General features: G+C 70.1%; 17 protein-coding genes and 1 pseudogene. 4 read left to right on the top strand and 14 right to left on the bottom strand.

Annotated features, from left to right (window positions below; all coding sequences use genetic code 11):
• Window positions 1–7: 7 nt before the first annotated feature.
• The 3 genes from CBP52_RS11755 to idi all read right to left on the bottom strand — a co-directional run bounded on the left by CBP52_RS11755 (window position 8) and on the right by idi (window position 1,840).
• Complete coding sequence (locus tag CBP52_RS11755) at window positions 8–517, bottom strand: DUF664 domain-containing protein (protein WP_094181103.1); 510 nt, start codon at window positions 515–517, stop codon at window positions 8–10.
• A 76-nt stretch (window positions 518–593) separates the two neighbouring features.
• Window positions 594–1,235: a maleylpyruvate isomerase family mycothiol-dependent enzyme gene (locus CBP52_RS11750; protein ID WP_198303440.1), complete on the bottom strand. Its 642-nt coding sequence runs from the start codon at window positions 1,233–1,235 to the stop codon at window positions 594–596.
• 5 nt (window positions 1,236–1,240) lie between these two features.
• The gene (gene idi, locus CBP52_RS11745; RefSeq protein ID WP_094181102.1) at window positions 1,241–1,840 is read right to left on the bottom strand and encodes an isopentenyl-diphosphate Delta-isomerase; all 600 of its coding nucleotides are present in this window, start codon (window positions 1,838–1,840) and stop codon (window positions 1,241–1,243) included.
• A gap of 488 nt (window positions 1,841–2,328) precedes the next feature.
• Between idi and CBP52_RS11740 the strand changes: the two genes are divergently transcribed.
• Entirely contained in the window at window positions 2,329–2,931 is a 603-nt protein-coding gene (locus CBP52_RS11740; RefSeq protein WP_094181101.1) for a hypothetical protein, read from the top strand.
• Between the two features lie 450 nt (window positions 2,932–3,381).
• Here CBP52_RS11740 and CBP52_RS11735 read toward each other — a convergent pair whose 3' ends face one another.
• The 11 genes and pseudogenes from CBP52_RS11735 to kdpF form a co-directional block, all read right to left on the bottom strand.
• Complete coding sequence (locus CBP52_RS11735; RefSeq protein WP_157732593.1) at window positions 3,382–3,573, bottom strand: hypothetical protein; 192 nt, start codon at window positions 3,571–3,573, stop codon at window positions 3,382–3,384.
• A gap of 116 nt (window positions 3,574–3,689) precedes the next feature.
• Complete coding sequence (locus tag CBP52_RS11730; RefSeq protein ID WP_094181099.1) at window positions 3,690–4,289, bottom strand: recombinase family protein; 600 nt, start codon at window positions 4,287–4,289, stop codon at window positions 3,690–3,692.
• A 199-nt stretch (window positions 4,290–4,488) separates the two neighbouring features.
• Window positions 4,489–5,306: pseudogene (locus CBP52_RS11725) on the bottom strand (AAA family ATPase).
• Window positions 5,303–6,706, bottom strand: coding sequence for a Mu transposase C-terminal domain-containing protein (locus CBP52_RS11720; protein ID WP_094181098.1), 1,404 nt, complete (start codon window positions 6,704–6,706; stop codon window positions 5,303–5,305). Before CBP52_RS11720 ends, CBP52_RS11725 begins: the two are co-directional and overlap by 4 nt.
• Window positions 6,707–6,713: 7 nt before the next feature.
• The gene (locus tag CBP52_RS11715) at window positions 6,714–7,313 is read right to left on the bottom strand and encodes a recombinase family protein (RefSeq protein ID WP_094181097.1); all 600 of its coding nucleotides are present in this window, start codon (window positions 7,311–7,313) and stop codon (window positions 6,714–6,716) included.
• 163 nt (window positions 7,314–7,476) lie between these two features.
• A complete protein-coding gene (locus CBP52_RS11710) occupies window positions 7,477–8,142 on the bottom strand; it encodes a response regulator (protein ID WP_369826222.1) in 666 nt (221 codons plus the stop codon).
• Window positions 8,143–8,150: 8 nt separating this feature from the next.
• Window positions 8,151–10,727 (bottom strand): sensor histidine kinase KdpD, encoded by a 2,577-nt coding sequence (locus CBP52_RS11705; protein ID WP_280525794.1) that lies wholly within the window; start codon window positions 10,725–10,727, stop codon window positions 8,151–8,153.
• A 7-nt stretch (window positions 10,728–10,734) separates the two neighbouring features.
• Entirely contained in the window at window positions 10,735–11,310 is a 576-nt protein-coding gene (gene kdpC, locus CBP52_RS11700; RefSeq protein WP_232514463.1) for a potassium-transporting ATPase subunit KdpC, read from the bottom strand.
• A gap of 30 nt (window positions 11,311–11,340) precedes the next feature.
• A complete protein-coding gene (kdpB, locus tag CBP52_RS11695) occupies window positions 11,341–13,431 on the bottom strand; it encodes a potassium-transporting ATPase subunit KdpB (protein WP_094181094.1) in 2,091 nt (696 codons plus the stop codon).
• Entirely contained in the window at window positions 13,428–15,092 is a 1,665-nt protein-coding gene (gene kdpA / locus CBP52_RS11690; RefSeq protein WP_094181093.1) for a potassium-transporting ATPase subunit KdpA, read from the bottom strand. Before kdpA ends, kdpB begins: the two co-directional genes overlap by 4 nt.
• The gene (gene kdpF, locus CBP52_RS17605; protein WP_141317714.1) at window positions 15,092–15,181 is read right to left on the bottom strand and encodes a K(+)-transporting ATPase subunit F; all 90 of its coding nucleotides are present in this window, start codon (window positions 15,179–15,181) and stop codon (window positions 15,092–15,094) included. The genes kdpA and kdpF overlap by 1 nt, the downstream gene beginning before the upstream one ends.
• 410 nt (window positions 15,182–15,591) lie before the next feature.
• On the opposite strand from kdpF, the gene CBP52_RS11680 reads away from it, so the two are divergent.
• The 3 genes from CBP52_RS11680 (at window position 15,592) to CBP52_RS11670 (ending at window position 18,596) form a co-directional block, all read left to right on the top strand.
• Window positions 15,592–16,170, top strand: coding sequence for a hypothetical protein (locus CBP52_RS11680; protein WP_094181091.1), 579 nt, complete (start codon window positions 15,592–15,594; stop codon window positions 16,168–16,170).
• A gap of 44 nt (window positions 16,171–16,214) precedes the next feature.
• A protein-coding gene (locus CBP52_RS11675; RefSeq protein WP_094180236.1) for an IS3 family transposase occupies window positions 16,215–17,404 on the top strand; the annotation gives its coding sequence in 2 pieces (ribosomal slippage) (window positions 16,215–16,493 and window positions 16,496–17,404; 1,188 coding nt in all).
• Between the two features lie 352 nt (window positions 17,405–17,756).
• Window positions 17,757–18,596 carry a hypothetical protein gene (locus CBP52_RS11670; RefSeq protein ID WP_094181090.1) on the top strand — a complete coding sequence of 280 codons (840 nt, stop codon included), beginning with the start codon at window positions 17,757–17,759 and terminating at the stop codon, window positions 18,594–18,596.
• The last annotated feature ends 92 nt before the right edge of the window (window positions 18,597–18,688 follow it).

Below are 18,688 nucleotides of genomic sequence, written 5' to 3'. Positions count from 1 at the left end.
CCGCCGGTCAGGCCGTGCGGTCGAGCACCCCCCGCAGGTACGCCGCCTGGCCCGCGTGCTCGAACGCGTCGCCCAGGATGCTCACGAGCCGCACCCCGAGCGTCACGGGCGGGTCCCAACGCTCGTCGACGACCACGTCCAGGTCCTCGTCGGCCAGGCGCTCGACGTACGCGAGCGACGCCGCGGTCGCGTCAGCCAGGTAGCCGAGCAGCAGGTCCGCCGTCGCGACGACCTGCGCGACCTCGTCGGACGTGTGCCCGTACCCGATCGCGGAGTCGTCGAACGGCAGCCCGAACCGCTGCGACCAGCCGCGTGACGTCCACACCTGCTCCGTGCCCGCGAGCGGGGCGACCTGCCCGTCCTGCTCGCGCGCGATGTGCCACGCGAGCCACGCGAGCGTGTTCGCGTCCGGGTCGATCCGGCGCGTGAGCAGCGCCTCGTCGGCGCCCTCCACCGCGCGGCGCACCAGGTCGTCGATCCGCCCGAACCCGTCCGCCAGGACGTCCTTCGCGTGCATGGCCCCTCCGTCCTCGTCGGTCCGTCCCACCGTAAGGTGCGGGTCGCGCGAGCGCCGGGTGGAGCATCGGGCTCGGCTACGACGGCGTCAGGCGGTCGCGCAGGACCGCCACTCCCGGGCCCGTGAGGTCGTCGAGGTACGCCGCCCGTCCGGCCATGGCCATCACCAGGGCGAGCGTGGAGCCGCTCACCAGCGGCCCGTCACCGGAGGCGAACGGGCCGTCGTCGGCCGCCAGCCGCAGCCCCGCGCCGACCGTGCGGCTCTCGACCGCGAAGTCACGCGCGGCGTAGAACTCCGCGACGGGTGTGAGAGCCGCGACGTCCGGGTTACGTGCGATGCCCAGCGGCCGGCGGACGTCCTGGGCGTGGACGACGACCTCCCCCAGGTACGCGGGGGTGTGCCCGGACGCGGCCGTCGTCGAGCCCACGACGGCGCGGAACCGTTCGAGCGTCTCCGCGGGCGTGCGACCGCGGTGCTCCTCGATGCGGCGCCGGTTGTGCACGTCCGGACGGAACCGTGCCCCGACCATGCTGCGCAGCCAGGCCCACCGGCCCGTGCGAGCCGCAGCCACCAGGTGCGCGACGACCTCCTCGACGTCCCACTGCCCGCACAGCGTCGCGTGCCGCCACTGCTCGGGGCTCAGGCGCTCGAGGTCCTCCGCGAACGCCGCCCGCTCGTCGCGCGCCAGGACCCACAGCTCGTCGTCACGTCCTCGCACGGCTCTCAGCCCTCTCGTGCGGAGCGACGTGCCGCAGGGCCGTCGAGCAGCGCCGACCAGTCGACCTCGCGGCCGAGCTGCTCCACCTGCAGACGCGCCCACGGGCTCGCCTCCGGGTGCGTGAGCGCCAGGTCGTGGAACTGCGCGTACGGCATCCACCGCACCTCGGCGACCTCGCTCGGGTCCGGCGTCACGACGACGTCCGCCGGCACGCGCACCGCGAACACCGGGCAGATCTCGTTCTCGACGATCCCGCCGCTCTCAGCGCGGTACCGGAAGTCCGGCAGCAGCGGCACCACCGGCCCCGCCTCCGTGATGCCCAGCTCGTCGTGCAGCCGCCGCCGGATCGCGTCCTCGAACGCCTCGCCCGGTCCCGGGTGACCGCAGCACGAGTTGGTCAGCACGCCCGGGAACGTCGCCTTGTCCCACGCGCGCCGCGTCACGAGCAGGCGTCCGTCCGGGTCGACCACGTACGACGAGAACGCCAGGTGCAGGGGAGTCGTCGCATGGTGGACCTCGCGCTTGAGCGCGGTCCCCACGGGCGTCCCGTCGTCGTCGAGCAGCACGACGAGCTCGTCGGCCGTTGCCGTCCCAGGTGAGGTCACGCCCCCACCCTGCCTCCCCGGACCCCCACCCGCGAAACCAGCCCGCCCCGCACCACCCGCCGACCGCGCACGTCCCGAGTCGAGCGCGCACGCTCGTCGTCCGCGCTCGAGCACGAACGTGCGCACTCGGCGGGTGCGGGCCGTGGTGCGCGCGCCTGGCGCTACGACGAACGAGAGCCCGGCCGATGGCCGGGCTCTGCACCATGAACGATGACGCGGGACATCGGTGAACGATGTCCCGCGTCATCACACACGGCGGAGGATGGGGGATTCGAACCTCCTGGACGGACGCGTTTGACCAGGCCAGACGCATGATTACGCGGATCTGACGTGGGAACACGGACGCAGTTGACGCCCGTTGACTCCCGTTCGTCGCAGTCGGTGTTCCCAGGGGAACACGGTGTCGCTGCTGGCTGGTCGGCCGCTGGACGGGCTGGACGGGGCGAAAGTGCCACCGGCGTGCGTCGCAGGCGCTACGTTCCAACAGCATGGAGGAGAAGTCATCGAGGCGAACTGGCGACTGGAACTCACCGGCTTTCTGGGTCTCGGTCATCAGCCTCGCACTCTCGACGTACCTCGCCCTTGCCGCCGGCCGCCAGTGGTTCCCCTTCCCGCAGCCCGACCATGCGCAGGAGAACGCCGCTCGTGTGACCTGGGCCTACGAGCGACTCGGCTCTGACGACCCCGACGGGCAGACGAAGTCCTTCGCGGTGACGGTGACGAACAACAGCACCAGCCCTGTGTACAACGTGCGGCTACGACTCGGGTTGTGGGACGACCGGTACCCCACGGGCAGCGACGACAACGCCCCGGACCTCCCAACGATGGACGTTCCACTGGAGTTGCGTGACGTGCCAGCGTGCAGCGTCAGCACTGCGACGGTCCCGGTCTCCACCTGGCGAGATACCAGCGAGGACACGCACATCAGGGGTTACGCGATCGGAATCGCGTTCGCGCTTGACGGACAGCAGTGGTGGAGCGATCAGCCCTACCAGACGCCGTGGCGCGACGACACGATTTTCGAGGCGTACATGACCCACAAGACGATCACTTATGACGTCCAGCCGACACATGGACCGGGCTGCGGCTGACACGCCCTCGCGTCAGGCGCGCCGTGCCGCCAGCACAGGACCCACGCCCACACCTGGTCTGCCACGCACAGCGCATCGGAGCATTCGTGCCCGTCGACGCAGGCTGCGGGGCCATGCGCGAGCACGGGACGGGCGCCCCGGGGCTGCACGTACGCGACGGCGAGGTCGCCCGGGTCGATGCACGCGGTGACGGTCCCGTCGGGCGCCAGTTGTACCTCTACATATAGCGCCCCTCGACCGTCGCGACGCGTGCGGGGACGCCCCAGCGGGCGACGAGCGCGGCAACGGCCGATACGTGCTCGCGGGTCCTGGTCTCCATCGGGGCCTCCTCGGGGGTCGGGGTATCGGGTGCTGGCACGGTGGCACCCGCGAAGCCGCTGGTCAGGTGCAGGGGACACGCACTGTGGACGGCACCTGCGGCCCGCGGGGCTGGGGTCGGGTCGCTGTGCGTCAGCCCCTCGTGGCGGCCCAGCGTTCGAGCAGTGCGGCCGTGAGCGCATTGGACGGCTCGTGGACGATGCCGTACGGGGCGCCCCACGTGCGCGCGTAGGTCTCGTAGGTGTGCACGTCCGCCCACGTGGCCGGGGCGAGCGGCCTGATCGCATCCGGGCCCCCGTCACCGTGCTGGACAATCCGCGCCACCGGCTGGCCCTCGCACATGAGCACGGCATCGACCCACACCCCGCCTGGGGCACTCCCGAGTGTGACCTGTGTCAGCGCGTACGGGCAGGACGCCGGGACACCGAGAGCATCGCCGGTCATCGGGCGGTGCCCGCGTTGGCGCTCTGGCTGCGCTCCCGCTCGATGGCGCGGTACAGAGATGAGCGCCCGACGCCGAGGGTCTTGGCGACGGACACGACGCTCTGACCCTGGTCGACGAGGACGCGGGCCGCAGCGAGCCGCTCCGTATCGACGACCGGGGGACGGCCGGGAATGCGACCACGGGCGCGCGCCGCCTCGAGCCCGGAACGGGTCCGCTCGATGAGCACCTCGCGCTCCAACTCCGCCAGCGCGGCGAAGATGCTCAGGAGGAGGACGCCGATGCCGCCGCCCTGGCCCGGCGTCGTGTCGATGGCCTGCGTGAGGCTCCGGACGCCAACGCCCCGGCGGCCGAGGTCGTCAACGAGCGCTACGAGCTGGCGCACGGTGCGGCCGAGCCGGCTGAGCTCGGTCACGACGAGCGTGTCACCGTCACGTGCGTACCCCAGGAGCGCGTCGAGTTCCGGTCGGGACACGACAGTGCCGCTCACGCCGTGGTCGACCCACACCCGTACGCACCCGGCAGCGGTGAGCTCATCCACCTGCCGCCTGGGGTCCTGGTCCCGTGTGCTCACACGGGCGTAGCCGAGCAGCGCCACCGCGTGCCTCCGATCCCGCCGGGCGGTCCGGCGTCATGACACCGTCCTAGCCGGCCAGCGTGCGACAGTGTCCCGAAAACGCTCGGGTTCACTCTTTCGGCACGGGCGGTTTCGGTCACGAGTTACGGCACAGCGGCTCCCGCACGATGTGACTTTCGCCGGTGCGTGGCGGGGTGCTGGTGCTGATGGATGGCGGTGTCTAGGTCGTCCCGATGACGAGGGTGCTGGCTGCGGCTTCGACGACGTCGTTGGTGATGGTCTGCAGCTCGTTGATCTTCAGGACGCGTTCGATCTGGGGGAAGAGTCGCTCCAGGAGGCGGAAGTTGCCGCGGGTGATGCGGCTGATCGCGGCGATGGTCTGGGCGTCGGTGAAGTCGTCGGCGTTAAGGGTCTTGCCGAGGGCACGCCAGTGGCGTTGGAGGACGAACAGCAGCTCGTCGGTGCTCAGGGGCCGGTACTGATGGGCGAAGCCGACGCGGCTGTAGAACTGGGGTAGTGGCTGAACTGCTTCTCCAGGCCCGGCATGCCGATGAGGATCAGGGCTATCTGGTCGCGGTCGTACCGGTCGCGTAGGAGCTCGAGCGCGGTGGGGCTGAGGCGTTCGGACTCGTCGACGATGACGAGCTGGACGTAGTTGGTGGGGCGCCGGGTGCCCCACCGGTCAAGGGGGATGCGGCCCGGGACTTCGACGTGCTGCTGGATGCAGATGCTGGTGCGCGTGATGATGCGGTCCAACTCCTCGCGCAGCAGCCGCGGGGTGACCAGGACCCCGGGTGTGTACAGGGCGGTGCGGTTCTTGGCCAGGGCGGCGTAGATCTTGGCGTCGTCCTCGCAGCGCGGGCCCCAGTCGGCGAGCAGCTCGTGCGCTTGGTCCCAGTGGGCGTAGCGGCGCGCGGAGACGGTCTTGCCGACCCCGGCCGGGCCGAAGCACAGCCCGATGGTGCGACTGCGCCGGACGGAGTCGGCGAACTCGGTGAAGCGGCGGTGCTCCTTGGTGACGATGAAGCGTTCGCTCACCTCAGGTCCTCCTTGTAGACCTTGAGCCGCGCCGAGCCCTGTGTCCGTGGCGGCAGCGGTCTGGTCGGGACCTCAGGGCTGTGGGCCGCGACCACGGCAATCCGCTCGTTGATGGCTCGGCGCAGGGCGCGGCGACGGGCGTTGCGGGCGGTCTGGACGTCCTTGAGGCTGATCTGCTGCGCGTGGTGGTCCTGGTCGACGGCGGTGCACAGGAACCGGTCGTGGTCGAAGACGCGGATCTCGGTGATGTCTCTGGGGTCGTAGCGGATGACCACGGGGCGCCCGACGAAGCCGGCGAGGGTCGGTGAGACGTAGCGCATGCCCTGGAAGTGGATGCCGTCGCGGCGCACCGTCCTGGATCGGGCGACGGTCAGCAGCAGCCCATCCAGGGCCTGGAGGGTGTCGGGAAGGCGTGGCAGCCAGCCGTCGGCGATCCACGCCGACCGCGGCGCGACGCCGAGCTCGCTGTGGGCCCGGCCGTTGTAGTCCAGGACGAACGCCCCGACGGCGGCGTCGAGGTCGGCCAAGGACAGGGCTGGCGTGGGCCAGCGCTCCCCGCCACTGCGGAGGTGTCCGGGCAGGGTCGTGAGCAGCTCGGTGTTGACCGTGCCGAAGAAGCGCTCGACCTTGCCCCGGCCTTGGGGTCTCGCGACGGCGGAGTGGATCAGGCGGACGTGCAGGTCGACCGCGGTGCGGGCCAGTTGGTCGCTGGTGAAGTCCGACCCGTGATCGACGTACAGCGCCTCGGGGATGCCGCACATCGGCCATCGCGGGTCGGTCTTGGGCCAGATCGCCTGCCGCAGCGCCAGGGCGGTGTGCATCGTCGACGGCGCACCGAAGAAGACCGTGTACCCGCAGATCGCGCGGGAGCAGTCGTCCATCACCACGGTCAGCCACGGCCGGGCCGGCTTGCCGTCCGTGCCGGCGAGCACGATGTCCAGCAAGGTGTGGTCGGCCTGCCACATCGCGTTGGGGTGGTCGGCCGTGCGCCGCAAGGCGAGCTCGTACTTGTCCCGGTAGGAGGCTGGTCCCTCGAGGGCGAGGGTGACCATGCCGGGGTCCAGTGCGGTGATGATCGATCGGACGACGCCGTAGGACGGGACTGGCCACCCGGTGCCGGCGCAGACCTTCACCACCGTCCGGTGGATCGCGGCGATTGGTGGGCGGGGTCGGGTCAGTCCGAGCCCTTCGATCAGGGCGATGAGGTCCGCCGGTAGGCGATGCCCGCCGGCGTCCGCCCGCGGCAGTCGGCTCAGGGCCGGCAGGCCGCCGGCGCGGTAGCGGGCATGCCAGCGTTCCAGCGTGCGCACGCCCAGGCCGTGGTGGCGGGCCAGCGCGGCGAGCGGGACCTGGTCCTCGACATGTAGCCGCAGGATCTGCCACCTCCCGTCCGCGTCCACGACCGGCCTACACGGCGCTCGTGGCTCGTCGTGACGGCGCCGCGCCGGCGGGTGGGCGGTTCAAGGCCCGGTAGATCGTGGTGCGGGAGACGCCGAGCACCTGACCGATCTGGGCGACGGTCATGTCCTTCTGCTCGTACATCTGCCGGGCAGCCCGGACCTGGTCCCCGGACAGCGACGCCGGGCGCCCACCGGTGCGGCCCCGTGCACGAGCGGCCGCCAGGCCGGCGTTGGTGCGCTCTCGGATCAGGTCGCGCTCGAACTCCGCCAGGGCGGCGAAGACGTGGAACACCAGCCGTCCGCCAGGGGAGGTCGTGTCGATCGTTTCCTGCAAGGACCGGAACCCCACGCCGCGGTCGGCCAGGACCTGCAGCTGGTCGATCAGGTGACGTATCGACCGGCCGAGGCGGTCCAGGCGCCACACGACCAGGGTGTCTCCGGGGCGCAGCTGGTCCAGCAGCTTGTCCAGCTCCGGTCGGTGCTGCAGCGACCCGGAGCCGGTGTCGACGAACACCCGGTAGCACCCGGCCTTGGTCAGCGCGTCGATCTGCAGCGCCGCGTCCTGGTCGGTCGTCGACACGCGCGCGTAGCCCAGGAGGTGTCCCACTCTCCGACCGTAGCGAAACCCGTCCCGCGCGGGAAGTATCGTGCCGTAGATTCCGGCACACAGTTCCGCTACATCGAGCGCCTCGTCGGCGACCTGCGCCGACCGGGCCCTCCTGCGGTGTAGCGGAAACGTTCGTTTGGCGCACGTAGCACTGGGGGCGTGATCAGGGTTGAAGGCGGTAGCCCATGCCGGGTTCGGTGATGAGGTGGCGGGGGTGGGCGGGGTCGGGCTCGAGCTTGCGGCGGAGCTGGGCGAGGTAGACACGTAGGTAGTGGGTTTCCTGGTTCAGAGTCGGGCCGCGCAGTTCTTGGAGGAGCTCGCGCTGGCTGACGACCTTGTCGACGTGGCGGGCGAGGATCTCGAGCATGTGCCACTCGGTGGGTGTGAGCCGCACGTCGGCCCCGGCGGTGGTGCGGACGCGCCGTGCTGCTAGGTCGACGGAGAAGGCGGCGGTGTGGACGACCGGTGGTGCGTCGTTGGGTCGGCGGCGTGCCGCTGCTCGGATGCGTGCGAGCAGCTCGTCCATGCCGAAGGGTTTGGTGACGTAGTCGTCGGCTCCGGCGTCGAGGGCTTCGACCTTGTCGTCGCTGGTCTGACGCGCGGAGAGGACGACCACCGGGACGCTGGACCATGCGCGGACTGCGCGTAGGACCTCCATCCCGTCTAGGTCGGGTAGGCCGAGGTCGAGCACGATGAGGTCGGGGTGCCAGTTCGCGACGGCGTCCAGTCCCGCGGCGCCGGTGTGCGCGACGGTGGCCTCGTAGCGGTTGGCGCGCAAGGTGACGGCCAGGGCACGGGCGAGGGGTGGTTCGTCTTCGACGATCAGCACGCGAATGGTCATAGGTCCGCTTCCGTCAGGGGCAGGGTGATGACCATGGTCAGTCCACCTCCCGGCGTGTCCTGGGCTTCGAGGGTGCCGCCGTTGGCTGTCACGAACCCGCGGGCGACAGCGAGCCCGAGGCCGACCCCGTGCCCTTGGGGAGTGTCACCGAGGCGTTGGAACGCAGCGAACATCTGGGCCTTGCGGTCATCGGGCACCCCCGGCCCGCGGTCGACGACACGGATCACGAGCTCGGAGCCCAGGTGCTCCGCGCGGATCGTGGGCGGGGCGCCTTGTGGGCTGTACCGGACGGCGTTCTCGACGATGTTGGCCAGAGCTCGCTCGAGTAGGCCGGCGTCGGCGTGCACGAGAGGAAGGGTCTCGGGGACGGCGAGGATCACCGCGCCGTGGGGCACCGCGTCGACGGCTCTGGGGATCAGCTCGTCCATTGTGACGGGCTCGCGGCGGGGTGTGACGGCTCCGATGTCGAGCCGGCTCATGTCCAGCAGGTTGTCGATCAGCAACTGGAGCCGGTCGGCTTCGTGGTCGATGTCGGCGAGGAGCTGACGTTGGTCTGGAACGGGGATGTGCTCACCGCTGGTCTGCAGCGCTGTGACACCTGCCTTGATCGAGGCCAGCGGGGTGCGTAGGTCGTGTGAGACGGCGGCCAGGAGCGCGGTGCGCATGGCGCCGCGTTCACGCTCCTCGCGCGCTGCGCCGGCCTCGGTGCGCAGGCGGTCGCGTTCCAGGGCCGCCTGGGCGTGCTGGCCGACGACGACGGCGAGACGGTAGCCCTGTGAAGTTGGTGCCGGGCCGTGAAGGTTGAGTCTGACGTCGTCGGTGACGTTGACGGTGTGGCCCGGCGCGGTCGGGTTCGACTCGTCGGCTGCGATAGGGTAGGCGTGGACTCTGTCCAGCCAGGTGTTGTTCTCGCGCACCAAGAGCGTGACGGCGTTCAGCTGTAATGACTCGCGCAGTTGCTCGAGCATCGCGGGGATGGCGTCATCCCCGCCACGCAGGACCGTCCCGGCGATGGTGGTCAGGGCCCCGGCCTCCGCGCGGTTGCGGGCGGCCTCCACCGTCCGGCGGGCGGCCAGGTCGACCACCGCGGAGACGGCGACCGCCACGGCCACCAGAACCACGATCGCTAAGGCGTTGTGCGGTTCGGCGATCGTCCAGGTGTGCACCGGCGGGGCGAAGAGATAGTTGGACAGCAACCCGCCCGTGACCGCGGCGACCAGCGCGGGGATCAGTCCGCCGACGAGTGCGACCGCGACCGTCAGGGCGAGGAAGAGCATCAGGACCACCGACAGCGCGTCGGCGGCGTTGGTGGACAGGACGCTCATGGCGAGCAGCACGGGGCCGAGGATCGCGAGCACCCAGCCACTGATCACCCGACGTCGGGTCAGCGCGCTGCGGCGCGCCGGCGCTCGGCGACCGTGCCCGGCGCGCTCGTGGGTGACGATCAAGACGTCGATGTCGCCGGAGCCGTTGACGACCCGGGGGGCGATCCCCGGGGAGAGCACCGCTGCCAGCCGGGTGCGGCGGGTCGCGCCCAGGACGATCTGGCTGGCGTTGACCCCGCGGGCGAAGGCGAGCACCGCGTCGGCGACGTCCTCGCCCAGGACGACGTGCCAGGTGCCCCCGAGGGACTCGACCAAGCCCCGGTGACCGGTCAGCGCCTGGGGTGAGGCACCGGTCAGACCGTCCCCGCGCAGCACGTGCAGGGCAAGAACCTCGCTGCCGCTGGTGCGCTGGGCGATCCTGGCTGCCCTGCGGATAAGGGTCTCGCTCTCCGGGCCGCCGGTGACGGCCACGACGATGCGTTCACGGGTGGGCCAGGTGTCGTGGATCCCGTGCTCGTGCCGGTACGTCTCCAGCGCATCCTCGACGCGGTCCGCCGTCCACAGCAGCGCGAGCTCCCGCAGCGCGGTGAGGTTCCCAACCCGGAAGTAGTTGCTCAGCGCCGCGTCGACCTTCTCGGCCTGGTAGACGTTGCCGTGGGCCAGGCGTCGACGCAACGCCTCGGGGCTCATGTCGACCAGCTCGATCTGCTCGGCGCGCCGAACCACCTGGTCCGGCACCGTCTCCTGCTGACGCACCCCGGTGATCGCCTGTACGACGTCGTTCAGGCTCTCCAGGTGCTGGATGTTGACGGTGGTGACCACGTCGATCCCTGCGGCCAGGAGCTCCTCGACGTCCTGCCAGCGCTTGGTGTTGCGGGACCCGGGGATGTTGGTGTGGGCCAGCTCGTCGACGAGGGCGACCTGGGGTGCGCGTGCCAGGACGGAGTCGATGTCCATCTCGGTGAAGTCCGCGCCGCGGTGCTGCACCTGGCGGCGCGGGACGACCTCCAGGGCGTCGACCAGCTCGGCGGTGTGCACCCGCCCGTGGGTCTCGACCAGCCCGATGACGACGTCGACGCCGCGGTCCAGGCGCCGCCGGCCCTCGTCGAGCATGGCGTAGGTCTTGCCGACCCCCGGCGCGGCGCCGAGGTAGACGCGCAACCGCCCCCGCCCGCAAGGCTGAGTGCCCGCCGCCACGGCGGGCACAGGGCTGGCGTGCTCGGCTTTGGGGTGCTCGGTGGTGGTCACGGTGTGCTCAGTCAAGCATCGCCAGTGCGGCGTTGACCTGCAGGACGTTCACCGTGGGCTCGCCGAGGAAGCCCAGGTCGCGCCCTGTCGTCGCATCGTCGATCACGCCCAGCACGACCGCCAGGTCCAGGCCACGTTCGCGGGCGATGCGGGGCGCTTGCAGCGCCGCGTATGCCGGTGAGATGTGCGGGTCCAGCCCCGATCCTGATGCGGTCACCGCATCGGCCGGGACAGCAGCCAGCTCGACCCCTTCACGTTCGGCGACGGCATCGCGCCGGTCGGTGACCGTCGCCAGGAGATCGGTGTTCTCCGGTCCGAGGTTGGACGCGCCGGAGGCCAGGGGGTCGTATCCGTCACCGGCTGCCGACGGGCGCGGCAGGAGCCATTGGTCGCCGTCGAACCCCTGCCCGAGGAGGCGCGAGCCGACGACGCGGCCGTCGACCTCGAGCAGTGAGCCGTCGGCGTGGTCGGGCATCAGGCGCCCGGCCCCGTACACGCCCAGCGGGTAGACCAGGCCAAGCAGCACAGTTAGGACCAGCAGCAGGCGCAGCCCGGCAAAGCACTGGCGAACGAAGGAGGTCACGATCAGATCAGCTCCACAGTGTTCTGGCCCTCACAGGCCAGGCAGGAAGGACAGGACCAGGTCGATGAGCTTGATGCCCGCGAACGGGGCGACGAGCCCGCCGAGCCCGTAGATCAGCAGGTTGCGGCGCAACATCGCCGAGGCGTGCGCGGGCCGGTAGCGCACGCCCCGCAGTGCCACCGGGACCAGCGCGATGATGATCAGCGCGTTGAAGATCACCGCTGCCAGGACCGCGGACTGCGGTGAGGACAGGCGCATGACGTTCAGCTGCTCCAGCTGGGGGTACAGGCCCACGAACATCGCCGGGATGATCGCGAAGTACTTGGCGACGTCGTTGGCGATGGAGAAGGTCGTCAACGCGCCCCGGGTGATCAGCAGCTGCTTGCCGATGGCGACGATCTCGATGAGCTTGGTGGGGTCGGAGTCCAGGTCGACCATGTTCCCGGCCTCCTTGGCGGCCGAGGTTCCGGTGTTCATCGCCACACCGACGTCGGCCTGGGCAAGGGCGGGTGCGTCGTTGGTCCCGTCGCCGGTCATCGCGACCAGGCGCCCACCGGCTTGTTCTCGGCGGATCAGGGCCATCTTGTCCTCGGGGGTGGCCTCGGCGAGGAAGTCGTCGACACCGGCCTCCTCGGCGATCGCCCGGGCGGTCAGCGCGTTGTCCCCGGTGATCATCACGGTGCGGATGCCCATCCGGCGCAGCTCGTCGAACCGCTGACGCATGCCGGGCTTGACCACGTCTTTCAGGTGCACCACCCCGACTGCCCGGGCCGGCGCCTCACCCAGGCGTTCAGCCACCACCAGGGGCGTGCCGCCGGAGGCGCTGATCGCGTCGACCGCACGACCCACGTCCGCGGTCGGGTGCCCGCCGTTGTCGCGGACCCACTTCATGACGGCGCTGGCCGCGCCCTTGCGGATCTGCCACAGCCCGTCCCGTTCGCTCAGGTCTACCCCGCTCATCCGGGTCTGGGCGGTGAACGACACGAACGTGGCGTTGGGCAGCTGGGTGTGGAATCGCGCGCGCATGCCGTACCGCTCCTTGGCCAGCACCACGATCGAGCGCCCCTCGGGGGTCTCGTCGGCCAGGCTGGACAGCTGCGCAGCCTCAGCGACCTTCTCCTCGCTCAGGCCCTCGGCAGGGATGATCTCGGCCGCCTGCCGGTTGCCGAACGTGATGGTGCCGGTCTTGTCCAGCAGCAGCACGTCCACATCGCCGGCCGCCTCGACCGCCCGCCCGGACAGGGCCATGACGTTGCGCTGGATCAGCCGGTCCATCCCTGCGATCCCGATCGCGGACAGCAGCCCGCCGATCGTGGTGGGGATCAAGCACACCAGCAGCGCCACCAGCACCGTCAGGGACTGGGCCTGACCGGAGTACACGGCGAAGGGCTGCAAGGTCACGACCGCGAGCAGGAACACCAAGGTCAGACCTGACAGCAGCAGACTGAGCGCGACCTCGTTGGGGGTCTTCTGCCGGGTCGAGCCCTCGACCAGTCCGATCATCCGGTCGAGGAACGTCTCACCGGCCCGGGCCGTGATGCGCACCACGATCCGGTCCGAGAGCACCTTGGTGCCGCCAGTGACCGCACTGCGGTCCCCACCGGACTCGCGGATCACCGGCGCCGACTCACCGGTCACCGCCGACTCATCGACACTGGCGATCCCTTCCACGACGTCCCCGTCGCTGGGGATGACCTCACCGGCCTCGACCACGACCAGGTCACCGACCTGCAGTGCGGTCGCCGGCACCGCCTCCTCCGACCCTTCACCGATCACGCGGCGGGCCAGGGTGTGGGTCCGGGCGGCGCGCAAGGAGTCGGCCTGAGCCTTGCCGCGGCCCTCGGCGACGGACTCGGCAAGGTTGGCGAACACGACCGTGACCCACAGCCACGCCGCGATCGACCACGAGAACACGCTGGGGTGCAGCACCGCCAGGACGGTGCTGGCCACCGACCCGACCCACACCACGAACATCACCGGGTAGCGCACCTGGTGGCGCGGGTCCAGCTTGGCCAGGGCCTGCGGAAGCGAGTGCCACAGCTGGCGCGGTTCGAACGCACCCGCTCGGACCCGGTTCGGGTGGGCGCGGGTGGGCTGGTGGGTGCGGACGGTGGTGGTCACAGCAGTGCCTCCGCGATCGGCGCCAGAGCAAGGGCGGGGAAGAAGGTCAGGCCGGCGACGACGAGCACCACGAACCCGAGCAGGCCGACGAACACGGGCCCGTGGGTGGGCATGGTGCCCGCCGTCGTGGCGCCGGGCCGCTGGCCAGCCAGGCTGCCGGCCAAGGCCAGGACCAGAACTATCGGCACGAACCTGCCGAACAACATGCCCAGTCCCAGGGCGGTGTTCTGATAGGGGGTTCCCGCGGCGAAGCCGGCGAACGCCGAGCCGTTGTTGTTGGTCGCCGAGGCGTAGGCGTAGAGGATCTCCGACAGGCCGTGCGCGCCGGGGTCCTGGACCGAGGCGTCCACCAGGGCGGGGGTAGCGGCAGTAATCGCCGCGCCGACCAGCAGCAGGGCCGGCATGGTCAAGATGTAGAGGGCCACCAACGTGACCTGGGTACGGCCGATCTTCTTACCCAGGTACTGCGGGGTGCGCCCGACCATCAACCCCGCCAGGAACACCGCCAGGACCGCGAGCACCAGCATCCCGTACAGGCCGGCGCCGACCCCACCGGGGGCGACCTCACCGAGCATCATGTTCAGCAACGTCACCCCACCGCCGACGGCGGTGAAGGAGTCGTGGAAGCTGTTGACCGCACCGGTCGACGTGCCGGTGGTCGACGCGGCGAACAGTGCCGAACCCGCGGCCCCGAAGCGGGCCTCCTTGCCTTCCATCGCCCCGCCAGCCAGCTGCGGGACTGCGCCCAGGCCACGCATCTCGGCCCACGAGATGACGGCGACCGCCGCCCCCCACAGGGAGGCCATCACCGCCACGATCGCCACACCCTGGCGCCGGTCGCCCACCATCTGCCCGAACGTGCGCGGCAGGCTGAACGGGATCACCAGGATCAAGAAGATTTGCAGCAAGTTGGTCCAGGCGGTGGGGTTCTCGAACGGGTGCGCGCTGTTGGCGTTGAAGAAGCCACCCCCGTTGGTCCCCAGCAGCTTGATCGACTCCTGTGAGGCGATCGGGCCGCCGACCATGGACTGCGTCCCGCCGGCCAGGGTGGTGATCTCGGTAGGGCCGGTGAAGTTCTGCACGACCCCGCCGGCGATCAGCGCGACGGCGGCGAGAGCGGCGATGGGCAGCAGGATCCGCAGCGTGCCACGGACCAGGTCCACCCAGAAGTTGCCGAGCCGGTCCGTGCCGGTGCGGGCGAAGCTGCGGACCAGGGCCACCGCGACCGCCAGACCGACCGCGGCCGAGACGAAGTTCTGCACCGTGAGGCCCGCCATCTGCACCAGGTGCCCGGCCGCGCTCTCCCCGGAGTACCACTGCCAGTTCGTGTTCGTCACGAACGACACGGCCGTGTTCCACGCGCCGTCCGAGCCCATTGCCGGCATCCCCAACGACAACGGCAGGTGCTCTTGGACCCGCAAGAACGCATACAACCCCAGGACGCTGGCGAAGGAGAACGCCAGCACCGACCGCGCGTACACCGACCAGCGCTGATCAGCCCCGGCATCGATCCCAGCCACCCGGTAGACCAACCGCTCCACCCGGGTGTGCCGATCACCGGCAAAGACCCGCGCCATATAGTCACCCAGCGGCACGTGGACGAGCGCGAGTAGACCCACCAGCAGCCCAACCTGCAGGACGGCCGCCACAACCGGGGACATCAGAACCGCTCCGGACGCAGCAGGGTCCACACCAGGTACCCCGCCAGGAGAACAGCCACGACGAGCGCAACCACGGACTCCACGCTCACAGCTTTCCCACTCCCGCGACCAAGGCCCCGAGCAAGGCAAAGCACGCACAGGTCAGCAACACGACGGCCAGATCAGCCACGAGTCAGCTCCGAACGAGATCGACACCGTCACCGACGGCGGGAACCCCGCGGGCCCCAGCACCCATTGAGCACCCGCCCCCAGGCCAACCCGGACACTCCAGACGCTCTCCTGACGAGAGGTCGACCTTCCCTAACGGAACCCGGACGCCTCGGCCGGTCGTCGGCGCCGGCCCCGCCAAACAAGTCGAAGAGTTCCCCGCCGATCAACTGCGACGGCCACAGCACGACGACGCGACGACCGGCGAGGGCGCGGCGGTGTCTCGCTATCGGTCCATTTCGAACAGCGATTCCGGGGACCGCGACCGACGTCCGAGCGGCACCATGCAGGTATGACCAGGGACGCGGACGACCACGACAGTTCCGACGGCGTGACGTTGGGAGAGCCATCCCCCGGCGTGCGCGATCCCGAGACCGGCCACATCAACGCCTACCCTCCGGCGCCGCCGCCTGGTGAGCCACTGGTCACGCGTGTCACGGAGCGACTTCCGAAGCCGGACAGGACGATCACTTACACGCTCGTCGACCCTGTGGGAGTGCGTCCGGGCGGGACCGACCTCCGCACGGCGCTCGTTCAGCGCGCTGGCGGCCCGGATGACGGTGACCGTCGCTACCGGCACGAGCTACACCAGCGGGTTGGTCGTGTGGTCGTCGCCGGGGCACACGTCGAAGCCGCCCTCAAACGTCTACTCGTTGTCACCTCGGTCCGAGAGTCGTTCAGGGAAGCCAACTATGACTGGGCCGTCCTGGAAGTCGAACTACGGAAGGCACTCCGCGAGGCCGGTGGCGCGCTGAGCGCCGAAGCACTAGAGCACGTCGGGTTGCTTCTCGACGGCGCAGATAGGGCCGGTCTGCGCGAGCTGCGCAACCAGGTGGTGCACAGCGAGTGGGTCTGCCCCGAGTTTGGTTGACACCTGACCTGTGAGGATCTGGTCCTCGCTGGAAGGATGTCCCCGTGGCGAAGCCGTATCCCAAGGAGTTCCGTGATGACGTCGTGGCCGTGGCCCGCAAGGGGCAGGTGCCGCTGACGCAGATCGCGAAGGACTTCGGTATCTCCGAAGGGTCGTTGTCGAACTGGATGAAGCAGGCCGATGTCGAGGACGGTCGCCGGTCCGGGCCGACGCAGGCCGAGCGCGCCGAGTTGCGTGAGGCGCGCAGGCGGATCCGGGTGTTGGAGCAGGAGAACGAGGTCCTGCGTCGCGCGGCCGCCTACCTGGCGCAGGCGGGTCTGCCGGGAAAATAGTCTTCCCGCTCGTCCGTGAGATGGCCGCGGCCGGCGCCCGAGTGCGGGTGCCGGTCGCGGTGGCGTGCCGGGTCCTGGGCCTGTCGACCCAGGGGTACTACAAGTGGCTCAAGGACCCCGTGTCTCGGCGGGATTGGGACGACGCGCACGTCCTGGACGCGATCTACGAGATCCATGGCGACGACGCGACGCTCGGCTACCGGTTCATCACCGACGAACTGGCCGACGAGCACGCGATCAGCGTCGGGGAGAACCGGGTGCACCGGCTGTGCCGGCTCGCCGGCATCACCGCGAGCCACCACAAGAGACGGTCCAAGGCCGGATCGAGCGGTCCCGCGCCGCACGACGACCTGCTCGCCGTGGTCGACGAGCATGGCGTGGTCCGTCACGAGTTCGTCGCGGACGCCCCGGACAAGGTGTGGCTGTGGGACATCTCGGAACACCCCACCGCCGAGGGCAAGCTCTACATCTGCGCGATCAAGGACGTCTACTCGAACAAGATCGTCGGGTACTCCATCGACTCGCGCATGAAGTCGTCCCTGGCGCGGGCGGCGATGCGCAACGCGATCGCGCTGCGCTCACCGGCCGGCACGGTGTGTCATTCGGACCGAGGCGGCCAGTTCCGTGCGAAGGCGACCCAGCGGCTGCTGGCGAACAACGGCCTGGTCGGGTCGATGGGCCGCTCCTACGGCGCGGGCGACAACGCGAGCATGGAGAGCTTCTTCTCCCTGCTGCAGAAGAACGTCCTGAACACCCGCCGCTGGCACACCCGCGACGACCTGCGCCTGGCGATCGTGACCTGGATCGAGACCAAGTACAACCGCCGACGACGCCAACGCGCCCTCGGCAAGCTCACGCCCGTCGAGTTTGAGATGATCTACACGGCCGCAGACGCGGCCTGACTACCGCAAACCCCGAGTGTCAACCAGACCGGGGGCAGACCCAGTGGTGGCCGTGGGAGGAGTTCCAGGGCCGGTTTATCCGTTGGGGGCGACGTCGCGATGGCTACACCGGGCTCGGATCGCTAGTTGACCTCGACAACCTGGCCGACTGTCTCGAAGCGCTCGCCAGCGCACTGGCCGACATCGTGGCGCCCGTCTGGCCCTACATCATCCTCGACACCCGCGAGTCAGCCGACAGTGGTGACGGTGGAGCGTAGGCACCAGTGCTGCCCGTCTGACCGACGCGAGCCACCCTCCGAACCCGCATTGCGTTCCAAGGACACCGAGGCGATGTGCCTGCCAGGGTTGCGGCATGGGCGAGGACGTTCCAGGGCTTCAGCTGTTCACCGAGTTGTCTGCCTCTGACCGGTGGCTCCGCACACGCCATGAGCCGACCGCCGACGACCGGTTACGGCCGGGGCGAGTGCTCGCGCGTGTCGCCGAGCACTACGCGGCCACCGCAGAGGTCGTACCGCCTCGACCTGAGCCGGGCAGCCCGCTCGCCGAGGACGACGCGGCGTTGGGCATCTACGTTCTGTCTCATGGGGTAGCGCTCGCGCACGGTGTGGCGATGGACCACCTGGAAGCCATCCGCGGGACGATCCAGGACGCGCAGAGAACCCACCCCTGGGCCGAGCACACGCTCGCGCGCGCCGCTCTGGAATCCGCGTGTACAGCCCTCTGGCTGATCGGCCCGGACGACCCTGCTGAGCGGCGCCACAGACGAGTCAGGCAGCTCTACAACAACTCGGACGAGGGCCGGAAGGCATCCAAGCTGCTGGGCGGCGACAAGCTCCAGTCCGGCAGGACGTTCGACGAGGTTCTTGAAGAGTTCCGCAGCCTCGCCCCCGACAGCAGAAGCGTGAAGTCCTGGACCTACCGGGATGTCGTGCGTGGCGCAGCGCAGCACTGCGGCTCCGACTCGGACCTCTTCGAGTTGCTCTGGCGGATCCAGAGCGGCCTCGCGCACGGCAAGTCTTGGGCGACGCTCGCGACCCTGGAACAGGAGGTCACCGGAACCGCTGACGGTGTGGCTGAGGTCCGGTTCACAACAGACGTCGAGCAACTCATGCCCGTCGTCGCGATCACCCTAAACACCTGCGTTGCCGCCTGGGGTCGTTACCTCGAACTGGCTCGTGCGCCGCGCCCGTAGGACACGCCGGGCCCTGCATGCGCAGTTAGTGCGCGTGACGACCGATCCTCGCCCTATGACCACATGCACGCGTTGTAGTGACACAGGCTGGA

Source organism: Cellulomonas sp. PSBB021 (assembly GCF_002240455.1).
Lineage (GTDB): Bacteria > Actinomycetota > Actinomycetes > Actinomycetales > Cellulomonadaceae > Cellulomonas > Cellulomonas uda.
The sequence above is the reverse complement of the archived record's forward strand: the minus strand, read 5'-3'. Positions and strand labels throughout refer to the sequence as shown.